At 42.8% G+C, this 20,748-nt stretch carries 20 protein-coding genes, 1 other RNA gene and 1 other annotated feature; of the genes, 5 read left to right on the top strand and 16 right to left on the bottom strand.

The window, feature by feature from the left end; all coding sequences use genetic code 11:
* Positions 1–2: 2 nt before the first annotated feature.
* The 3 genes from V6Z54_RS14005 (at position 3) to V6Z54_RS13995 (ending at position 2,214) form a co-directional block, all read left to right on the top strand.
* Entirely contained in the window at positions 3–812 is an 810-nt protein-coding gene (locus V6Z54_RS14005; protein WP_041086398.1) for a transporter substrate-binding domain-containing protein, read from the top strand.
* 79 nt (positions 813–891) lie between these two features.
* A complete protein-coding gene (locus V6Z54_RS14000; RefSeq protein ID WP_039180271.1) occupies positions 892–1,545 on the top strand; it encodes an amino acid ABC transporter permease in 654 nt (217 codons plus the stop codon).
* 18 nt (positions 1,546–1,563) lie between these two features.
* Positions 1,564–2,214, top strand: coding sequence for an amino acid ABC transporter permease (locus V6Z54_RS13995; RefSeq protein ID WP_073979786.1), 651 nt, complete (start codon positions 1,564–1,566; stop codon positions 2,212–2,214).
* A gap of 81 nt (positions 2,215–2,295) precedes the next feature.
* Here V6Z54_RS13995 and V6Z54_RS13990 read toward each other — a convergent pair whose 3' ends face one another.
* From V6Z54_RS13990 to V6Z54_RS13955, 8 genes are all read right to left on the bottom strand, one after another.
* Complete coding sequence (locus tag V6Z54_RS13990; RefSeq protein ID WP_003216198.1) at positions 2,296–2,427, bottom strand: YrzQ family protein; 132 nt, start codon at positions 2,425–2,427, stop codon at positions 2,296–2,298.
* Positions 2,428–2,447: 20 nt separating this feature from the next.
* A complete protein-coding gene (locus V6Z54_RS13985) occupies positions 2,448–2,639 on the bottom strand; it encodes a hypothetical protein (RefSeq protein WP_003216308.1) in 192 nt (63 codons plus the stop codon).
* 13 nt (positions 2,640–2,652) lie between these two features.
* Positions 2,653–3,171: a PRC-barrel domain-containing protein gene (locus V6Z54_RS13980; RefSeq protein WP_052468237.1), complete on the bottom strand. Its 519-nt coding sequence runs from the start codon at positions 3,169–3,171 to the stop codon at positions 2,653–2,655.
* 267 nt (positions 3,172–3,438) lie between these two features.
* Positions 3,439–5,823 (bottom strand): ATP-dependent RecD-like DNA helicase, encoded by a 2,385-nt coding sequence (locus V6Z54_RS13975; protein ID WP_073979787.1) that lies wholly within the window; start codon positions 5,821–5,823, stop codon positions 3,439–3,441.
* Between the two features lie 19 nt (positions 5,824–5,842).
* On the bottom strand, positions 5,843–6,496 hold the full coding sequence (locus V6Z54_RS13970) for a tetratricopeptide repeat protein (RefSeq protein WP_025092425.1): 654 nt from the start codon (positions 6,494–6,496) through the stop codon (positions 5,843–5,845).
* Positions 6,497–6,555: 59 nt separating this feature from the next.
* On the bottom strand, positions 6,556–7,674 hold the full coding sequence (gene mnmA / locus V6Z54_RS13965; protein ID WP_039180282.1) for a tRNA 2-thiouridine(34) synthase MnmA: 1,119 nt from the start codon (positions 7,672–7,674) through the stop codon (positions 6,556–6,558).
* A gap of 94 nt (positions 7,675–7,768) precedes the next feature.
* The gene (locus V6Z54_RS13960) at positions 7,769–8,911 is read right to left on the bottom strand and encodes a cysteine desulfurase family protein (RefSeq protein WP_046311904.1); all 1,143 of its coding nucleotides are present in this window, start codon (positions 8,909–8,911) and stop codon (positions 7,769–7,771) included.
* 18 nt (positions 8,912–8,929) lie between these two features.
* Entirely contained in the window at positions 8,930–9,349 is a 420-nt protein-coding gene (locus V6Z54_RS13955) for an Rrf2 family transcriptional regulator (protein ID WP_024423125.1), read from the bottom strand.
* Positions 9,350–9,557: 208 nt separating this feature from the next.
* Between V6Z54_RS13955 and V6Z54_RS13950 the strand changes: the two genes are divergently transcribed.
* Positions 9,558–10,823: a replication-associated recombination protein A gene (locus V6Z54_RS13950; protein ID WP_338527432.1), complete on the top strand. Its 1,266-nt coding sequence runs from the start codon at positions 9,558–9,560 to the stop codon at positions 10,821–10,823.
* Between the two features lie 33 nt (positions 10,824–10,856).
* Here the strand turns inward: V6Z54_RS13950 and V6Z54_RS13945 are convergent, their stop codons facing one another.
* The 5 genes from V6Z54_RS13945 to V6Z54_RS13925 form a co-directional block, all read right to left on the bottom strand.
* Positions 10,857–11,621: a tRNA threonylcarbamoyladenosine dehydratase gene (locus tag V6Z54_RS13945; protein ID WP_024423127.1), complete on the bottom strand. Its 765-nt coding sequence runs from the start codon at positions 11,619–11,621 to the stop codon at positions 10,857–10,859.
* A gap of 92 nt (positions 11,622–11,713) precedes the next feature.
* Positions 11,714–11,894, bottom strand: a non-coding RNA gene (gene ssrS / locus V6Z54_RS13940) — 6S RNA.
* 77 nt (positions 11,895–11,971) lie between these two features.
* Positions 11,972–13,750 (bottom strand): aspartate--tRNA ligase, encoded by a 1,779-nt coding sequence (gene aspS / locus V6Z54_RS13935; protein ID WP_305960343.1) that lies wholly within the window; start codon positions 13,748–13,750, stop codon positions 11,972–11,974.
* Between the two features lie 18 nt (positions 13,751–13,768).
* The gene (gene hisS, locus V6Z54_RS13930) at positions 13,769–15,043 is read right to left on the bottom strand and encodes a histidine--tRNA ligase (RefSeq protein WP_041086406.1); all 1,275 of its coding nucleotides are present in this window, start codon (positions 15,041–15,043) and stop codon (positions 13,769–13,771) included.
* Between the two features lie 73 nt (positions 15,044–15,116).
* Positions 15,117–15,355 (bottom strand) — a binding site (T-box leader).
* Positions 15,356–15,413: 58 nt separating this feature from the next.
* On the bottom strand, positions 15,414–15,584 hold the full coding sequence (locus V6Z54_RS13925) for a YrzK family protein (protein WP_003216250.1): 171 nt from the start codon (positions 15,582–15,584) through the stop codon (positions 15,414–15,416).
* A 137-nt stretch (positions 15,585–15,721) separates the two neighbouring features.
* Between V6Z54_RS13925 and V6Z54_RS13920 the strand changes: the two genes are divergently transcribed.
* Positions 15,722–17,302 (top strand): SH3 domain-containing protein, encoded by a 1,581-nt coding sequence (locus V6Z54_RS13920; RefSeq protein WP_338527431.1) that lies wholly within the window; start codon positions 15,722–15,724, stop codon positions 17,300–17,302.
* Between the two features lie 99 nt (positions 17,303–17,401).
* On the opposite strand, the gene dtd is transcribed toward V6Z54_RS13920, so the two are convergent.
* The 3 genes from dtd to V6Z54_RS13905 form a co-directional block, all read right to left on the bottom strand.
* The gene (gene dtd, locus V6Z54_RS13915) at positions 17,402–17,845 is read right to left on the bottom strand and encodes a D-aminoacyl-tRNA deacylase (protein WP_338527430.1); all 444 of its coding nucleotides are present in this window, start codon (positions 17,843–17,845) and stop codon (positions 17,402–17,404) included.
* 18 nt (positions 17,846–17,863) lie between these two features.
* Entirely contained in the window at positions 17,864–20,074 is a 2,211-nt protein-coding gene (locus tag V6Z54_RS13910; protein ID WP_269103227.1) for a bifunctional (p)ppGpp synthetase/guanosine-3',5'-bis(diphosphate) 3'-pyrophosphohydrolase, read from the bottom strand.
* Between the two features lie 142 nt (positions 20,075–20,216).
* A complete protein-coding gene (locus tag V6Z54_RS13905; protein ID WP_024423133.1) occupies positions 20,217–20,729 on the bottom strand; it encodes an adenine phosphoribosyltransferase in 513 nt (170 codons plus the stop codon).
* Between the last annotated feature and the right edge of the window lie 19 nt (positions 20,730–20,748).

Here is a 20,748-nt window from a genome sequence, read left to right as displayed (position 1 = left end):
TAATGAAAAAAATGAAACGCTTTGGCCTGCTGCTCTTTATGACTTGCTGCATCGCCGCTTTGGCTGCTTGCGGATCCACTGAAAAAGGCTCAACTGATGCAAAACAAGGAAGCTCATTAGAAGCCATTAAGAAAGATAAAAAAATTATTTTCGGTGTAAAAAATGACACACGTCTATTCGGTCTAAAAAATCCGAGCAGCGGCGAGATTGAAGGATTTGATATTGATATTGCAAAAGCCATCACAAAGGAAATACTTGGCGATGAAGGGAAAGCAGAATTTAAGGAAGTGACCTCTAAAACAAGAATTCCTTTGCTTCAAAAAGGAGATATCCATGCGATTGTTGCGACCATGACAATTACAGAAGAGCGTAAAAAAGAAGTCAATTTCTCAGATGTTTACTTTGAAGCAGGACAATCACTGCTTGTGAAAAAAGGAAGCGACATTCAATCCATTGATGATCTTAAAAAAGGAACGAAGGTGCTGGCCGTGAAAGGCTCTACTTCTTCTCAAAATATCCGTGAGAAAGCACCTGAAGCATCCGTATTAGAATTCGAGAACTATCAAGAGGCTTTTACAGCTTTAAAATCAAATCAAGGGCAAGTGCTGACAACTGATAATGCGATCTTATTTGGTATGGCAGATGAGGATTCAAATTACGAAGTTGTCGGCGGCACCTTTACAGATGAACCTTATGGCATTGCTGTGAAAAAAGGGGATCAAGAATTAACAGATGCGATCAATAAAGCCTTAAAAACGTTAAAAGACAATGGAGAGTATGACAAGATTCTTAAAAAATGGATCAAAGAATAACATTTGATTCGTTAAGATCAATGCCCTCAGGGTGAGCCGATCCATGGCTCCCCTGTTGATCAGGAAGGAAGTGAACTGATTGCTGCGGTTTTCCATTCTCACTGAAAATTTTCATCTTTATTTAGAAGGCTTTAAATATACCATTGGTGCAAGTGTCATTGCTCTGATTGGAAGCTTTTTGATCGGTACACTCATTGCCATTATGAGAATTGCGCCATTTAGGCCGCTCAACTGGTTCGGAACGGCTTATGTAGAATTTATTCGGAATATTCCGTTATTATTGATCACCTTTGTTTTCTTCTTCGGTTTACCGGTGCTAGGTATTGTAGCAGATGGCTTTACTGCTGGAACGATCGCTCTTGCTATTTATACGTCTGCCTTTATTGCTGAAGCCATTCGTGCAGGGATACAAGCTGTACCGCTTGGACAAATGGAAGCAGCCCGCGCTTCAGGTCTGTCATATGGCGGGACGATGCGGTATATCATTCTACCGCAGGCGATTAAAATCGTCATTCCCCCTCTTGGGAATCAATTTATTAACCTTGTCAAAAACTCCTCGATTTTAGGTGTCATTGCAGGGTTTGATCTCATGTATCAGGGAGACCTTATTGCATCTAGAACATTTGTGACGTTTGATGTCTACATCTTTGTTGCCATGTTCTATCTGCTATTAACCATTCCGCTCAGTCTAGGTGTTGGTTATTTAGAAAGAAGATTAGCAAGAAGCCACTAGAAAGGAGGAAACATCATCATGGATTTTATAGGTGCCTACCAGCCTGATCATCTCGCCTTTTTACTTGAAGGATTTGCTGTCACCTTAAAAGTGGCTTTTATCTCCATCATTTTGAGCTTTATCATTGGATTAGTCGTCGGCACATTACGGTTCGCTCAAATTCCGATTTTATCAAAAGTGCTCGCGGTTGTTGTAGAAACTATTCGGAATCTGCCGCTTTTACTGATCATCTTTTTCACGTATTTTGCATTACCTGAAATCGGCATCAAGCTAAGCATCACAGCCTCTGCCATTGCAGCTTTAACTGTGTTTGAATCCGCGATGCTGTCAGAAATTATTCGGAGCGGCCTTAAATCAATTGATAAGGGCCAGATTGAAGCAGCCAGGTCTTCTGGTTTAACCTATATTCAAACATTAAAAATAATTATTATGCCGCAGGCACTGCGCAGAATGGTGCCGCCAATTGTCAGTCAATTCATATCTCTTTTAAAAGATACGTCGCTTGCCGTCGTCATTGCGCTTCCAGAATTATTACATCACGCTCAAATATTAAACGGTCAAAGCCAATCCTATTTACTGCCGATTTTCCTATTGGCGGCTATGATGTATTTTGTCGTCAATTTCAGCTTATCCATTCTTGCAAGACGATTAGAATACAGGCAGGCGTAACAGCTCAGCTTATAGACAAACCCTGTGCCCCGGTCTGAAAAAAATAAAGGGCTAAAATGAAGATCATTTTAGCCCTCTTGTTTACATCATTCTCATAACACGTTTTCTTAGCTTTTTCATATCCCGCTTTGATGGCATATCATATCGGCTTGCAAAGTGATATGCAAGTGCACCTGCACCAAGCGTTAATAGTGAAGAAGTCATTTTGCCCATTCGAAATTCCCCCTTAACACTTATAGTTGAATTGAACGTTCATCGTCACTAAACAGATCATCTAAGCTGCTTAGTGTCCCGTCTTCCTCCACTTGGTGTGTCGATATTTTGCCTTTTGACAGCGTCAATTCAATAAAACAGCCCCAGCAATAATATTGATTGACCCCAATTTTTCCGATGTCTTTACATTTGCAATTTGGGCAAATGAGCATAATCAGCACCTCTTTACGTTCGGTTTAGAACTAGTGCTTCCTTTTGAACGTTCATCAAGGTTCCGGCAGCCTGCAGCTGTTTCCGAATCCCTGATAATTCTGTAAAGAAGCCGTCCGAGAGTTCATATGCTACGATTGTGCCCGAATTTGAGCAAAAGTATACATCTTCCAAAATGCCTAAATTTTCACCATCTGGCGACTGCATCATTTTCTTTTTTAACTTCGAAAATAACAAGGATGGGGCAGAGGAATCCATGCCTACTCCCTCCTGGCAGCTCACATATAAACCTTTGTCTGTCAGCTGATCAAAAGCAGAGAATGGAATGAGTGCACAGTCTTTCTTTTTCCCCTCTAACACATATCCTCCGCAGCTGCCTCCGGCTAAAAAGCAAATATCTTTTATGGAACCAAGCGATTGGGACAGCTCATCTGTATAGATCGTCATTCCTTCAAGTTCTCGGCATGTTCTCAAAATGTGCTCAACCACCTTTTGCGGAACAGTCTTAGCGTGTGCGTTTGCTTCATGACTCATACGAAGAAATGGCTTCCATGAACGGAATGGGTGAAGTTCTTTTCACGCTAAAAGGCTTCCGTATGGAAGCCTCAGATTGTTGACAAAGGGCTAAAATGATCTTGATTTTAGCCCTTTGTCTTTTTTCAGCGTGATAGAAAACCTTTGCAGTCTAGGAAAGACGAGCATCGGAGCGGAGCGAATTTGACATTCGTGAGCACCGGAGCGCAGGATTGACAACGAATGCGAGGGTTTGTCTACACGCTGAGGCTTCCATATGGAAGCCTTCTACTCATGCATAAAATCAAACGGAGTGATTCCCTCCATGCCAATATTTGCGTCATGTACGCTAAATGGAAGCTCTTTTTGGAGCGCTTCAAGTTCTGCATCCATGATTTGTTCGGTTTGCACTAGCCGCATCGTTAAGGACGTTTGTCTGAGGGAATCCTCATTGTTTTTCACGCCCCACTCCAGCGCTGATTCCTCGCCGCACAGTATTAAAAACTTTTTACTGCGTGTAATGGCTGTGTACAGTAGATTCCGCCGAAGCATTCGGTAATAGCTCCTGACGACTGGCAGCACAACAATCGGGAATTCACTTCCTTGTGATTTGTGAATAGAGCAGCAATAAGCATGGGTAAATTGATGAAAATCTTTTTTTGTAAAGGTGATTTCATTTCCATCAAAGGAGATCACAGCCATGTCTTCTTTTTCTGTATTTTCTTTTGCATAAAAAATCGAGACAATTTCACCGATATCGCCGTTAAAAATGTTGTTCTCCGGCTGATTCACAAGCTGAAGCACCTTATCACCTGTCCGGTACACCACATCACCAAACGGGATTTCCCTGCCCTTTGGTTTTTTAGGATTCAAAATGTGCTGCAGCATTTTGTTGAGCTCATTGATGCCTGCTTTTCCTTTATACATCGGTGCGAGTACTTGAATGTCCTTTGCTGAAAACCCTTTTTGAGCAGCATTGCTGACGACTTTCTCAATGACTTCTTTCATTTGATCAGCTGAACATTGAATGAAGGACCGATCCTTTGAACGTGCAGTAATATCCTTTGGCAGCACACCATTTTTCATATCATGGGCAAGTTCAACAATGGTTGAGCCGTCTGCCTGCCGATAAATATCTGTCAGGGTAACAGCCGGCACAGCTTTTGAGGCAAGCAAATCCCGTAAAACTTGGCCTGGTCCGACAGAAGGCAGCTGATGTTCATCCCCTACCATAATCACTTGGATATGATCAGGAATGGCTTTAAACAAATGATTCGCCAGCCAAATATCCAGCATACTTGATTCATCAATGATGACAAGCTTTCCTTCAATCGGCTGTTCTTCATCATGCGAGAAGCCCTCCGACCCGTTCCAGCCTAATAGCCTGTGAATGGTGACAGCTGGAAGCCCTGTTGATTCTGTCATCCGTTTAGCCGCCCGGCCAGTTGGTGCCGCAAGTACAAATGGGAAGGATTCATCCTTTTTATAATCACTCGGATCAAGAGATACACCGTGAAGATCACTGTAAAGCTCGACAATTCCTTTAATGACCGTCGTCTTCCCTGTACCAGGTCCGCCTGTTAAAAGCAGCATCGGGGACATAAGTGCCTTTTGAATCGCTTCCTTTTGTGTCGGTGCATACTGGACGCCTAATCGCTCCTCCAGCTCACCAAGTGCAAGGAGGAATTCTGATTCAGGAAATTGATCTGCATATTCCGTTTGGGAGACGATTTTTTGAATGCGTTTGGCGACACTTTGCTCCGCATAAAATAAGGATGGATGATAGCAGCGGTCATCTTCAATGATCATTTCTTTTCCTTCGCCAAGTGCAATGATCTGATCGGCAACATCCATTTCCGTCACTTTGTAATCATTGCCTGTTTGGTTGAGCAGCTTGCGGGTTTCGACGATCAAATCTTTCGTTTGTATGTACGTATGACCGTCCTGAAGACTGGCTGTCTCCACTGTATATAGCAAGGCTGCGCGAATCCGCTCTGGATCATTTCCTGAAATACCTGTTCTAGCGCCGAGCTCATCCGCCTTAATAAATCCGATTCCCTCAACATCCTTAACAAGCTGATAGGGATTTTCCTCGATCTTTTGCAGCGTTTCACTCTCGTACACTTGGTAAATCTTCATACTGAGCTGCGGACCAAAGCCATATTGATTCAGGCTGATCATGATTTGTTCCAGTCCTTGATGCTCCTGAAGCGCTGCGGCCAGCTTATCCGCCTTCTTTTTTGATAAGCGCGGTACATCGTACAAAACAGCTGGGTCACGCATAATTTTATGAAGCGTCTGATTGCCAAGCTTTCCCACGATTTCTTCCGCCGTCTTTTTTCCTATCCCCTCAAATAAATCACTTGAGAGATAATGTATGATGCCTTGCTTCGTTGTCGGTACTTCCTTTTGAAAATGAGTGGCCTGAAACTGTTCACCAAATTTCGGATGGCTTGTGACTTTGCCATAAAAGGTGTAGGTTTCCTCCTCATGAAGTGCTGGGAAGTAGCCTGTGACAGATGCTGTTTTTTCCTCTAAGTTTTCCGATGTTTCAATGACTTTCACCTTTAACACCGAGTATAAATTACTTTCATTATGGAAAATAACGGCTTGAATGGTCCCCTTTAAAAACGGTTCGTCCTCAAGCTTCATTTGATCTGGATGTTCCTGCACAGGTCTTCCCTCCTTCCATCTATTCTGCCTCTTGAATCAGCTTTTGCGCATGTAGTGCGAGCATATGGTCAGGCTGCACGTCAATGGCTTTCCCCAGCATCTCAAGCGCTTCGTCTTTTTTCTCTAAGTACGCATACGCAACCCCTAAATTATAAAAGGCGTCTGCATGCTGCGGATCACGCGTGATGACTTCAGTAAAAGTTGTCACCGCTTCTTCCAGCATGTGTTCATTGGCTAAGCACATGCCAAATTGGAATCTTGCTTCATTATCTTCTTCGTTTAGTTCAACGGCACGCTGAAGATACGGCATCGCAAGCTTTGGCTGCTCTAATTTGATGAGCGTCTGCCCGAGCATATAAAACAAATCACTATTTTCCATGCCCGCTTTTAGTGCTTGTTCAAAATAATCTTTCGCTTTCATAAAGTCTTCTTTTAGTGTATACACATTTCCTGCCCCGTAATAGGCTGCAGCTGCGGTATGATCAAGTTCAATTGCTTTTTGAAAAAAGTTTAAAGCACGTTCAAATTCATTGATACTTGAAAGTAAGTTCGCAAAGTTAATATATGGAACCGGATCCTTCGGGCTTTCTTCGATCGCTTTTGTAAAAGCTTCAGCAGCTTTTTCGATATTCCCTTGATTCAAGGCTTCTATGCCGATTTCGTTATGATTCATTCGCTCTCTCATCCTTTCATTAAAAAACCTCAACAGCGACGTTGAGGTTTTGAAACATGCTACACATACGACAGCTTTTGACCATCTTTGAAGACATCGTCAATTGTACCGCCGCCAAGACATTCGTCGCCATCATAAAAAACAACCGCTTGTCCCGGGGTAACAGCACGAACAGGTTCATCAAAGATAACCATCGCTTCTTGCTCACCTGTCATTTTGACCTTCACATGGTGATCTTCTTGACGGTATCTGAATTTTGCTGTGCACGTTAATTCACCGTTTTCTCCGACAATATGAGGACGAGTCCAGCTGATATTAACGGCTGAAATGCTTTCAGAGTATAAAAGTGGATTGTGGAAGCCTTGTTCAACAAACAAGATGTTTTTCTCCAAGTCTTTCCCAACAACAAACCAAGGATCACCACTGCCGCCAATGCCAAGTCCTTGGCGCTGACCGATTGTGTAATACATCAGTCCATCATGCTCCCCTTTTACTTCTCCGTCCATTGTCTGCATCACACCAGGCTGCGCAGGCAAATATTGACTGAGGAACGTTTTAAAGTTTCTTTCTCCAATAAAGCAGATACCTGTTGAATCTTTTTTCGTTGCTGTTGCGAGTTCTGCTTCTTTTGCCAATTCACGAACCCTTTTTTTCTCTAAATCACCGATTGGGAACATGACTTTATCAAGTTGTTCCTGTGTCAGCTGATTTAAGAAATACGTTTGGTCTTTGTTTGCATCAAGACCTCGCAGCATTTTGACTTCATCACCAGTTCTATCAACACGGGCATAGTGTCCTGTTGCCAAATAATCCGCACCAAGTGACAATGCATGCTCAAGGAATGCCTTGAACTTAATTTCTTTGTTACACATGACATCTGGGTTTGGCGTTCTGCCCGCTTTATATTCATCAAGGAAATATTGAAACACTTTGTCCCAATATTGCTTCTCGAAATTTACTGCATAATATGGGATTCCAATTTGGTTACATACGCGGATGACATCCTCATAGTCTTCCGTTGCTGTGCAAACACCATTTTCATCAGTGTCATCCCAGTTCTTCATAAATATGCCGATGACATCATAGCCTTGCTCCTTTAGCATAAGAGCGGCAACTGATGAATCGACTCCTCCGGACATACCGACCACAACTCTTGTATCTTCTGGTCTTTTTGTCATCTTCATCAACTCCAATTTCAATGAAACAACATACGCGTTTCGTTCTTCAGGTGCTTCGCTGTTTCATTTTTCACACACGAACAAAAGGAAGCATTTATTTGGCTAGGCGTTTGACAACAGCTGCTATCTTATGTGCCGCCTGCTTCACATGATCCTCTTCATTCCCAAGACCGAAGCTTATTCTGACTGAGGATGTCAGCTCTTTTGCTTCTTCGCCATACATGGCGCTTAACACGTGCGAAGGAAGGACAGATCCAGCCGTACATGCCGATCCGCTTGAAACAGCAATTCCTTCCATATCTAAATTCACAAGCAGCGATTCAATGGAGACGCCCGGGAAATGAACATTTAAAATGTGCGGCAATGTCTCTTTCGGATGTCCATTGATAGAGAAATTGAGAGATTCCTCTTCGAATACTTGCAGCATAGTTTCTTTGAGCTTACCATAATGCATCGCTTTTTCTCTTCTATTTTGCTTCGTTAATTGAACAGCTTCTGCAAGCCCAACAATTCCTGCAACATTTTCAGTGCCAGCACGGCGCTTTCTTTCTTGTTCCCCTCCGAATATTTGCGGAGAAAGTTTCACGCCTTCGTTTACATATAAAAAGCCTGTTCCCATCGGACCGTTCAGCTTATGGCCAGAAGCAGATAAAAGATCAATATGGAGATCTGCTGCATCAATGGGCACTGTGCCAAACGCCTGCACTGCGTCTGTATGAAAATGAGCAGTGTGATCACGTAGAAGTTCGCCAATGGCTTTGATTGGCTGAATCACACCTGTTTCATTATTGCCGTACATGACGGTCACAAGAATTGTGTCATCTCTCAATGCTTGTTTTAATTGGTCAAGATGAATCAATCCCGTTTCGTCTACATCTAAATATGTCACTTCAAATCCCAGCTTCTCTAGGCGTTCACATGTATGCAGCACCGCATGATGCTCTGTTTTCACTGTGATGATATGTTTTCCTTCATGCTGCCTTGCCATGGCAACACCTGTAATTGCCAGGTTGTCCGCTTCGGTTCCTCCGCTTGTGAGGATGATCTCCTGCGGTTTACAGTGTAATTCTCCTGCAATGACTTCTCTTGCTTCATCGAGCCACTTTCTTGCCTCGCGCCCATATGAATGAATACTAGAGGGATTGCCAAATATCTCTGTAAAATACGGCATCATCTTGTCCACAATACGCTGATCCATCGGCGTTGTGGCTGCATGATCTAAATAGATTCGTTCCATTTCCGGTACACCTCTGATCTAAATATAGAACATATACGAGTCTTGATCCCCGTCATCTGTGTAGCTTGCCAAGTCTTCAAGAGTTGTATTGTCTAGTACGTCTTTTACTGCATCACGAATACGAATCCATAGTTCACGCTTTGCTGGTTCTTCGTTTTCGATGACTTCAACAGGACTAATTGGTCCTTCTAATACACGAATAATATCACCTGCTGTGATCTCGTTTGGTTCATGTGCAAGAACATAGCCGCCATACGCACCGCGGATACTTTTTACAAGACGGGCATTCCGGAGTGGTGATACAAGCTGCTCTAAATAATGCTCAGACAAATCATTGTTTTGAGCGATTGATTTTAATGATGTAGGGCCTTCGCCATGTTTTTTGGCTAATTCGATCATGATCGTCAGACCATATCTGCCTTTAGTTGATATTTTCAAGTTAAACACCTCTGCGTTTTCTATTCTATGTCATCAATTATTTTTCTGATTTCATATACGCTGATATATAGACCAAAAGCAATTATATCATACTTTCAGCCAACTTTCATTTACGGGTACTGAGCATAATAGAAGGACGCATCCCTTTTCTATTTGAAGAAATTTCGGTACTCTATACAAACAAGACATTGCTTTAGGAGAGATAATTATGAAACCTTTAGCGTACCGGATGCGCCCAAGTCATATTAAAGACATTATTGGGCAGGAGCATCTTGTTGGAGAAGGTCAAATTATTAGACGAATGGTCGAGGCAAAACATTTATCCTCGATGATTTTATACGGACCGCCGGGCATCGGCAAAACATCGATTGCGACCGCAATTGCTGGCAGTACTAGCATTGCTTTTCGTACATTGAATGCGGTCATTCATAACAAAAAGGATATGGAAGCTGTCGCCGCTGAAGCGAAAATGAGCGGACAGGTGATCCTTATTTTAGACGAAGTCCACCGGCTTGATAAAGGGAAGCAGGATTTTCTCCTTCCTTATTTAGAAAATGGCATGATCATTTTAATTGGCGCAACGACAGCTAATCCCTATCATGCGATCAATCCTGCCATCCGAAGCCGGACACAAATATTCGAGCTGAAGCCGCTTGAAACAGAGCAAATTAAAGCTGCGTTAACAAGAGCCTTACAGGATGAGCATCGCGGGCTTGGCGGTTATGAGGTGACCGTGGACGATGAAGCGATGAATCATTTTGCCAATGGATGCGGAGGAGACGTGCGTTCTGCTTTAAATGCACTAGAACTCGCTGTCTTGTCGACAAAAGCTGATGAGACAGGGCATATCACAATCACTCTTGCCGCAGCAGAAGAATGCTTACAAAAAAAGAGCTTCTCACATGACAAGAATGGTGATGCTCATTATGATGTCCTCTCGGCTTTTCAAAAATCCATTAGAGGATCTGATACAGATGCGGCGCTGCATTACCTTGCCAGATTGATCGAAGCAGGAGACCTTGAAAGCATTTCAAGAAGATTACTCGTGATGGCTTACGAGGACATTGGCTTAGCCAGTCCGCAGGCAGGCCCCCGCGTGTTAAGCGCAGTACAAACAGCAGAAAGAGTCGGTTTCCCAGAAGCACGAATTCCGCTGGCGAACGCAGTGATTGAACTGTGTCTTTCTCCTAAGTCCAATTCGGCATATAAGGCGATTGATGCGGCACTTGGTGACATTCGCACAGGGAAAATTGGTGAGGTTCCAACTCATTTAAAGGATGCACACTACAAAGGCGCCACAGCACTCGGAAGAGGTGTCGATTACTTATACCCACATGATTACGAGAACGGCTGGGTGAAGCAGCAATATTTACCTGATCCGCTGAAAAACAAGCAATACTATGTACCGAAGCAAACCGGAAAATTTGAAGGTGCATTGAAACAGGTCTATGAAAATTTAAAACGCCAAAAATAAAAAAAGCCCCCTGCATATTAGCAGGCGGGCTGTTTATTTATCCTTCACACGTGTAATCGGAATATCCTTTAAAAGCTTCATAATGACATGACCACCCATGATCAGTCCGGCAACAGACGGAACGAACGCATTGGATGATGGCGGCATTTGCGCCTTGCGAATCTTCGCTTCATCATTTCCAACTTCTTTTCTGACATCTTCGCGAATGACAATCGGACTTTCGTCAGAGAAAATGACTTCAATTCCTTTACGAATCCCTTCCTTACGCAGACGTGTTCTCACGACTTTTGCAATAGGATCAGTATGTGTTTTTGAAATATCATCAATTTTAAAGCGTGTCGGATCTGTTTTGTTCGCAGCTCCCATACTTGAAATGATGTTCACACCGCGTTTCAGACACTCTTTCATCAAATGAATTTTATAGTGAATGGTATCTGAGGCATCAATGACATAATCAAGCGGATACTCAAAAAATTGCTCGTATGTTTCCTCTGTATAAAACATCTTAAGCGCAACAACTTCACATTCTGGATTAATATCAGCGATTCTCGCCTGCATTAAGTCAACCTTTGGCTGGCCAACTGTTGATAGCAATGCTGGAAGCTGACGGTTTACATTTGTAATATCAATATCATCTTTATCAACAAGAACAATACGGCCAACGCCTGAACGAGCGAGTGCCTCTACTGCGAATGAACCAACGCCGCCCACACCAAGCACTGCAACTGTACTGTTTTTTAGTATATTTAAGCCTTCCTTGCCAATGGCAAGCTCGTTTCTTGAAAACTGATGTAACAAGTGCCTCACTCCACCTTTATTTAAAATGAATCGAAAGAATCATATCATATTCAGACTTCTCCGTCATCCTTCTCTAAAAGAAAAAAACACAAAAAAGTCCCGATGACGCCGCCAGCATTTCCTTCGTTTTGAACCCCGCACCATGCAGGTGGGTGCTTTCTTCCTGACTTTATAAGTCCTCTAATGAGGCATTTATGCAGAAAGGAAAGGCAAGCTCCCGTATAAAAAAATGTTCGGTCAAAACTAGGTAACCACCGTACGTATCAGGACTTTATTTATTGATTGATGAAAGCATATCATAGGCATATTTCTTTTTCAAGCGTTTACATACCTATAAACATGCGCCTATTTTACTGTTTTACTTTTGTTTTAATCGCTAAACTCAGCTCATCAAGCTGCGCCTCGCTCACATGGCCAGGGGCATCTGTGAGAACGCAGCTCGCACTTGCCGTTTTCGGGAATGCAATCGTATCTCTTAAGTTAGAGCGGCCTGCAAGCAGCATCACTAAACGGTCAAGCCCAAGCGCGATTCCGCCATGCGGAGGAACACCATGCTCAAACGCATCCAGAAGGAAGCCGAATTGTTCGTAAGCTTCATCTTTTGAAAAACCAAGTAAGCCAAACATTTTTTCTTGAATGTCCTTTTCAAAAATACGAATAGAACCTCCGCCAAGCTCGTAGCCATTCAGCACAAGATCGTAAGCCTGTGCCTTCATGTCTTCTGGGCTTGTTTCAATTAATTCAAGATCATCGCGAACTGGCATTGTGAATGGATGATGGGCAGCATAGAAGCGGCCTTCTTCTTCATCCTTTTCAAGCAGCGGCCAATCGACAACCCATAAGAAATTGAATACAGACTCATCGATTAATTCAAGCTCTTTACCAAGTTTTAAGCGAAGTGCACCAAGTGCATCATGAACAACAGACGTCTTATCTGCGACAAAGAGTAAGAGGTCGCCTTCTTCAACTTGCAGCTGTTCTTTTAATTCAGCTTGCTTTGCATCATCAAAGAATTTAGCGATAGGACCTTTTAATTCAATCCCTTCTGCTTTTAGCCAAGCTAGACCTTTTGCTCCGTAGTTCGCTGCAAATGCACCAAGTGCATCAATGTCTTTTCTTGAGTAGTTCGCTGCAGCCCCTTTTACATTGATGGCTTTCACAGCTCCACCATTTTTCACAGCTCCACTAAACACTTTGAAATCGGAGTCTTTTACCGTATCTGAAATGTTAACCAGCTTCATCTCAAAACGTGTATCTGGTTTATCAGATCCATAGGAATTCATCGCTTCATCGTATGTCATACGAGGTAATGGCAATGTAAGGTCTACACCTTTGACATCTTTCATTACCTTCGCCATCATCTCTTCAGCAAGCGTCATAATGTCCTCTTGACTCATAAAGGACATTTCAATATCGACTTGTGTGAATTCCGGCTGACGGTCAGCACGCAAGTCTTCATCTCTAAAACAGCGGGCAATTTGATAATAACGGTCCATCCCAGAAACCATCAGCAATTGTTTAAATAATTGCGGAGATTGAGGCAGTGCATAAAATTCTCCCTCGTGTACACGGCTTGGAACAAGATAGTCACGCGCACCTTCTGGGGTACTTTTCGTTAAAATTGGTGTTTCAATGTCTAGAAAGCCGTTGTCGTCTAAGAAATGGCGGAATGCTTTTGTGACTTCATGTCGCATTTTCATTGTTTCAAACATTGCAGGGCGGCGAAGATCCAGGTAACGATATTTTAAACGAACATCTTCTGATACCTCGTCTGCTTGATCTGAAATCACAAATGGAGGAGTCTTCGCTTCATTTAAAACGGTGACCGTTTCGACTTGAATTTCAATTTTGCCCGTTTTTAAATTTGGGTTGATCGTTGCTTCTTCTCTTGCGACAACCGTCCCTTTAATATCAAGGACATATTCGTTACGAATTGATTCTGCTGTCTCAAGCGCCTCTTTTGATAAGTCTGGATTGAAGACAACTTGTACAATCCCTGAACGGTCGCGCAAATCAATAAAGATTAAACCGCCTAGGTCACGCCTTTTTTGAACCCATCCTTTTAATACAACTGACTGACCGATTTGGTCTTCTGTTACTTCTCCACAATAAAAAGTTCTACCAAACACAAACATTCCACTCCTTCTTTACGCTTTCTGGTGGGCCTTCAACATTTGAATCAGCTCATCAAGCTTCACTTCAATTTGTTCACCCGTAGTTGTATCTTTCACATTCACAATTTGCTGTGCAAGTTCATCTTCACCAAGAACTGCAATAAATTTGGCTTTTAAACGATCAGCTGCTTTAAATTGTCCTTTTAGTTTCTTCCCTGTATAGTCCATTTCACTTGAGATACCTTCTTTTCTCAGACGGTTTAATAATGAAACAGAATAATCCTTCGCTTGATCTCCAAGAGCAGCAATGTATAAATCAATACCATCTTGCAGAGGAAGCTCAATTCCTTCAGCATCGATCGCTGATAGGAAACGCTCAATACTCATCGCAAATCCGATCCCTGGTGATTCAGGACCGCCAATTCCTTCAACGAGTCCATCATAACGGCCGCCGCCGGCTAATGTTGTAATCGCACCAAAGCCTTCTGCATTACTCATGATCTCAAATGCTGTGTGATTGTAGTAATCAAGACCGCGCACTAAATTTGGATCGACGACATACTCAATGCCTATATCTGATAAGTATTGTTTGACCTTTTCAAAATACGTCCGTGATTCTTCATTTAAGTAATCTTGAATGGATGGAGCTGTTGTCATCAGTTCATGATCACGATCCTTTTTACAATCAAGAATGCGCAGCGGATTTTGATGTAAACGAGTTTGACAGTCGTGACAGAATTCCTCAATTCTTGGCTCAAAGTGCTTGACCAGTGCTGTGCGGTAGTCTGCACGGCTCTCTTTGTCACCAAGGCTGTTAATGACGAGCTTTAAGTTAGAAAGACCTGCTTTCTCATATACACTCATCGCAAGTGAAATGACCTCTGCATCAATGGCAGGATCCTTGGAACCAATCGCTTCGATCCCAAATTGATAAAATTGACGATATCTTCCTGTTTGCGGACGTTCATAGCGGAACATTGGTCCGATGTAATACAGCTTAGTTGGCTGAGCCGGCTGGGCAAACAATTTATTTTCAACATAAGAACGGACGGTTGAAGCTGTTCCCTCTGGACGGAGTGTGATGCTGCGTCCTTTTTTATCTTCAAATGTGTACATCTCTTTTTGAACGATATCAGTTGATTCGCCTACTCCCCGTGCAAACAGCTCTGTATGCTCAAAAATCGGTGTGCGGATTTCTTTGTATTGAAAGGCTGCACATGTATCTCTCGCAATTTGTTCAACATACTGCCAGCGTTCTGACTCTCCAGGTAAAATATCCTGTGTGCCTCTTGGAATATTAAAACTCATTTTTCGTCCTCCTACGACCATCATTCATTTTTTATGTGGACATATAAAAAACCCCCGCCTCTACTATGTGTATAGTAGGGACGAGAGTTATACCCGTGGTGCCACCCTAGTTGGAACATGATCAAGCATGTTCCCGCTCAAATCCTTAACGCAGATTCACGTTCTCCGCCTATTGACTCATTTTTCGAGCGTTCAGCAGGAAACCTACAGAGTGTTCTTTCGTGATAAATGCCATGCGGATTCGCTTTCAGCCTAAGGCGATTCCTCTCTGCTCACGCAATTTACCCTACTATTCTCTATCATCAGTTCCACATTTTAAATTTTCAAGTGTGTTGATTTATATTATAATAAGGTCGGTGCTGCCACTCTGTCAACCCTTGCCGTGCCTCTTTTTCTTTTCCAGCTCTTCTTTTGACGTACATCCGTATTCAGATGCGGTTTCTTCAAGGAAGCCCGGCTGATCCATTTCGTCATGCTGCCAGCGGTCGATATCACGATGTCCATTATATTGCACTCGTCCTAATTTTCTGCTTAATCTCATGTTTGTACATCCTTTTATCACATTTTTATTTAGTATAAACAGATTGATTCATTTTTATTAGGGAAACTGCAAGGAATTCATCCACTACATAACGAATTAACATTCATCGGTTTTACAAGGGAGGGGAAAACACCGTTTTGAATCTGAAAAAACACAATCAAATGATGATGCTGCTTACTTGTTTTGTTCTCATCGCGAGTTCTTTGCCTATGACACATGCTACAGCACAAACAGATCAAGCTGTGGTCGCAACAGATGAAATCAATGTGAGAACGGGCCCTGGTTTAAGCTATGGAATCGCAGCTGTTGTAAAACGCGGCGAAAGTTATCCTATTCTCACTGAACAAGGAGAATGGGTGCAGATCCAATTATCAAACGGACAAAAAGGCTGGGTCGTCTCATGGCTGATCACCACATCATCCGGCGCTCAAAAAACAGAGAAACCAAAGGCGCAAGGTCAAAGCACGGCTGGAGGCAGTACCATTACATCGACAGCTTCCGACCTTCGCATCCGGACAGGCCCTGGGACTTCCTATGAAGTGATTGGTACTTTCCCGCAAGGCGCTTCCGCTAAAAAGCTAGAGACAAGCGGCGAATGGACGAAAATTTCGTATAAACAAGCAGAAGGCTGGGTTCACTCTGATTATGTTTCAGGGGGGCAGAAAACTTCTCAATCAAGCTCCGGCGGGTCTTCTCGCTCTAACCAGACAGGCACAGTTGGCGTATCGAGCTTGAATGTGAGGCAATCCGCGGCACCAAATGCACAAGTCGTCGCTTCACTTGCCCGCAACACACAGATCACCATTTTGCGAGAGCAGAACGGCTGGTATGAAATTGAGGGGAAAGGCGTAAAAGGCTGGGTTGCAAGCTATTACATTGTCACAGGCAAAGGAGCAGGCTCTGCACCTGAAAAGAGTTCATCCTCTTCGGCTTCTGAGCAAAAAGCGTACATTGTCTATGACGGCACCAACATTCGTAAAAGCGCTTCTACCTCTGCTGGGATTGCAGAAAGAGCAACAAAAGGAGCTGCCTATCACATTGTTCGGACGCAAGGTGACTGGTATGAGGTGACACTATCGAACGGCGGGACTGGCTATGTGGCGAGCTGGGTCGTTCAAACGAAGAAAAATAGCAGCGAAGCGCCAAGACCTCAGCATGATTCATCGTCTGGAACTGGTTCTTTAAAAGGAAAAACGATTGTTCTTGACCCTGGTCATGGTGGAAAAGACAGCGGCACAATTGGCGCAGACGGTGCTTTTGAAAAGAACATCACCATCAAAACCGCCAATTTATTGGCAGGCAAATTAAGAGCTTCTGGTGCAAATGTGTATTTAACAAGAAGTGATGATACCTTTATCAGCCTTCAATCAAGGGTGGCAACATCTCATTACCGAAATGCAGATGCATTTATTAGTCTTCATTATGATAGTTTTATGGACCAAAGTGTTAGAGGAAGTACAGCGTATTATTATCAAGCAGCAAAAGATCAGCAGTTAGCGACAAGCGTTCATTCCGAAGTCGCAAAACGCTCTCAAATCCCTGATAAGGGTGTCAAATTCGGAGATTACTTTGTTTTAAGAGAAAATAAACGCCCTTCCCTTTTATATGAACTCGGGTACTTAAGCAACCCTCAGGAGGAAGCGATCATTTATAGCGCCTCTTACCAAGAACGAGTCACAGAAGGAATGACTGAAGGATTAAAACAATATTTCCGTTAAAAAGAAAGAGAGGCCTCTGCGCCTCTTTTTTGTTTGACCACAAAAGAAAAAGACTCTAAACAAACTCCCGCATGAGTTCATCTACAGTCTAAAGAGAATCTATTCTTTGCTGTCCATCAAGATCGTGACTGGTCCTGAATTGGTCAATGACACGTCCATCATCGCACCAAAATGGCCAGTTTCTACATGAATGCCTTTTTCCCTAAGTGTTTTATTGAAACATTCATAAAGCGAATTGGCTGCATCCGGCTTGGCGGCTTTCATAAAATTCGGCCGTCTGCCCTTTCTCGTATCACCATAAAGGGTAAATTGAGATACAGACAGAACGCTTCCTTTCATGTCCAATAATGAACGATTCATTTTCCCATTTTCATCTTCAAAAATACGTAAATGTGCAAGCTTTTCAGCTAAGTAAAGCACATCTTCTTCTGTATCTTCGTGTGTGACACCAACGAGCACCATATAACCTTCGTTAATGGCACCTGTGATCTCTTCTTCTACCTTCACAGATGCATTTGTCACACGCTGCACAACAAGCCTCATAGACGATATACTTCCTTTCTAATTCATGAATCGGCGAACAGAGTAAATGTCTTTGATTTGTTTAATGCGTTCGACTACTTTGTGCAAATGATTAATATTTTGAATAAAGATCGCCATATGGATCGTCGCCACTTTGTTACGATCAGACTTCCCAGAAACAGAGGAGATGTTCGTTTTGGTTTCGTTAACTGCTTGAAGCACCTCATTGAGTAAGCCGCGTCTATCATATCCTAATATTTCAATTTCCACATTGTATTCTTTACGGTTTTGAGCAGGCTGCTCATGCTCCCACTCGACCGGAATTAACCGCTCCTTCGCTTCTCCTGTCTTCACGTTCGGACAGTCCTCACGGTGAACAGATACGCCACGGCCCTTCGTAATAAAACCGACAATGCTATCGCCAGGAACAGGGTTACAGCACTTAGATAAGCGGACAAGCAGGTTATCAATCCCTTTGACCCTTACGCCAGCTTCCCGTTTTTTCCCGTGATACGTCTTTGGTTCCACCGTCACTTCTTGAACGGTTTTCTCTTGCTCTTCTTGATCTCTTTGTTTTCTTTCTTTTTCCGTTAAACGATTGGCAACTTGTAGTGCAGTAATGCCGTTATATCCAACAGCTGCATACATGTCCTCTTCGTTTGAAAAATTAAATTTGTCAGCCACTTTTTGCAGGTTTTCAGCGGTCAGAATGTCTTTGACATCAAACTCAAGGTTTTTGATTTCTTTTTCTACGAGCTCTCGGCCTTTTTCGACATTTTCTTCACGGCGCTGTTTTTTGAAAAACTGTCTGATCTTGTGCTTCGCTTGGGAGGTTTGGGCAAGCTTGACCCAATCCTGACTTGGCCCGTAGCTGTGCTTTGATGTCAGAATTTCAATAATGTCACCTGTTTTTAGTTTGTGATCAAGTGTGACCATTTTACCATTGACCTTGGCACCGATCGTTTTATTCCCAATTTCCGAGTGAATTCGGTAAGAGAAGTCAATCGGAACTGAGCCCGACGGCAGTTCAATGACGTCTCCTTTTGGAGTAAACACAAACACCATATCAGAGAAGAGATCGATTTTTAACGATTCCATAAATTCTTCTGCATCTGTGGATTCGTTTTGGAATTCAAGAATTTCTCTAAACCAAGAAAGCTTCTTCTGGAAGACCGCTTCTTCCGTTGATTCTGCTGACTCTTTGCCTTCTTTATATGCCCAGTGTGCCGCAATCCCATATTCTGCAATTTCATGCATTTCCACTGTACGGATCTGAACTTCAAGCGGATCACCTTTTGGTCCAATCACCGTTGTATGAAGAGATTGGTACATGTTCGGCTTTGGCATCGCAATATAATCCTTAAACCTGCCTGGCATCGGTTTCCAGCATGTATGGATAATACCGAGCACCGCATAACAGTCTTTAATGCTGTCGACCAAAATACGAACGGCAAGCAGATCATAAATTTCATTAAACTGCTTATTTTGCAAGACCATTTTGCGATAAATGCTATAAATATGTTTTGGTCTTCCGGAAAATTCGGCCTTGATGTTCACCTCAGACACGCGGTCTTTCACTTCATTGACAACCTCGTCCAAGTATTCCTCGCGTTCCGCTCGTTTACGCTTCATCAGATTCACAATTCGGTAATATTGTTGCGGATTTAAATAGCGGAGTGCTGTATCTTCAAGCTCCCACTTAATCTTTGAAATCCCTAATCTGTGCGCAAGCGGTGCAAAGATTTCAAGTGTTTCATTTGAAATTCTCCGCTGCTTTTCCTGCGGAAGATGTTTGAGCGTTCTCATGTTATGAAGACGGTCTGCCAGCTTAATCAAGATCACGCGGATATCCTGCGCCATTGCAACAAACATTTTTCGATGGTTTTCGGCCTGCTGTTCTTCTTGTGATTTATATTTAATCTTCCCGAGCTTTGTGACACCATCAACAAGCATTGCTACTTCTTCGTTAAAATGCTCTTTTAAATCCTGTAATGTCACATCTGTATCCTCAACTACATCGTGCAGGAAACCGCCTGCAATGGTTGATGGATCCATTTCAAGGTCAACAAGAATGCCCGCCACTTGAATTGGATGGATAATATAGGGCTCACCAGATTTCCGGTATTGCTCCTTGTGTGCATTTTCAGCATATTCATATGCTCGCTCTATAAATTGAATATGTTCAGCGGACAGGTATTCTCTTGCCTTGTCAATGACCTGCTGCGCCGTTAAAACTTGTTCGTTCGCCATGGAATCACCTTTTTAAATGAAAACTGTATTGTAGTTTATTATCAAGAAAAATTCGATAGATGTAAAGAGAAGAAGTCCGCTAAAAGATTTTTGATAGGAAAAAAGCACCCTTCTTACTGAGTGCTTTTTACGAAAAACTCCATTAGTATTGCATTAACGTCATGATGTCGTAGCCGTCAAGCTTCTTTCTGCCATCCAGATACGTCAGCTCAATCAAAAATGCAATTCCTGCCACAACGCCGCCTAATTCCTCTACAAGCTTGATGGACGCTTCAATTGTTCCACCAGTTGCCAGTAAGTCATCTGTAATTAGGACACGCTGACCAGGACGAATCGCATCTTTATGAATCGTTAATACATCTTTACCGTATTCCAAGCCGTAATCGACTTTAATGACTTCACGAGGAAGCTTTCCTTCTTTACGAACCGGTGCAAAACCTACACCAAGTGCGTATGCTACAGGGCAGCCAATAATGAATCCACGCGCTTCAGGTCCAACAATAAGATCAATGTCTCTTTCCTTCGCGTATTCAACGATCTGATCCGTTGCATAACGGTACACTTCGCCTTTATCCATTAACGTTGTAATATCTTTAAATTGTACACCTTCCTTTGGGTAGTCAGGTACAACTGTCACATATTGTTTTAAATCCATCTTTTCCTTTTCCTCCTCG

It is taken from the genome of Bacillus sp. MAG717A (assembly GCF_036884855.1).
Classification (GTDB): domain Bacteria; phylum Bacillota; class Bacilli; order Bacillales; family Bacillaceae; genus Bacillus; species Bacillus safensis.
This window is presented reverse-complemented; position numbering and strand designations above follow the sequence as displayed.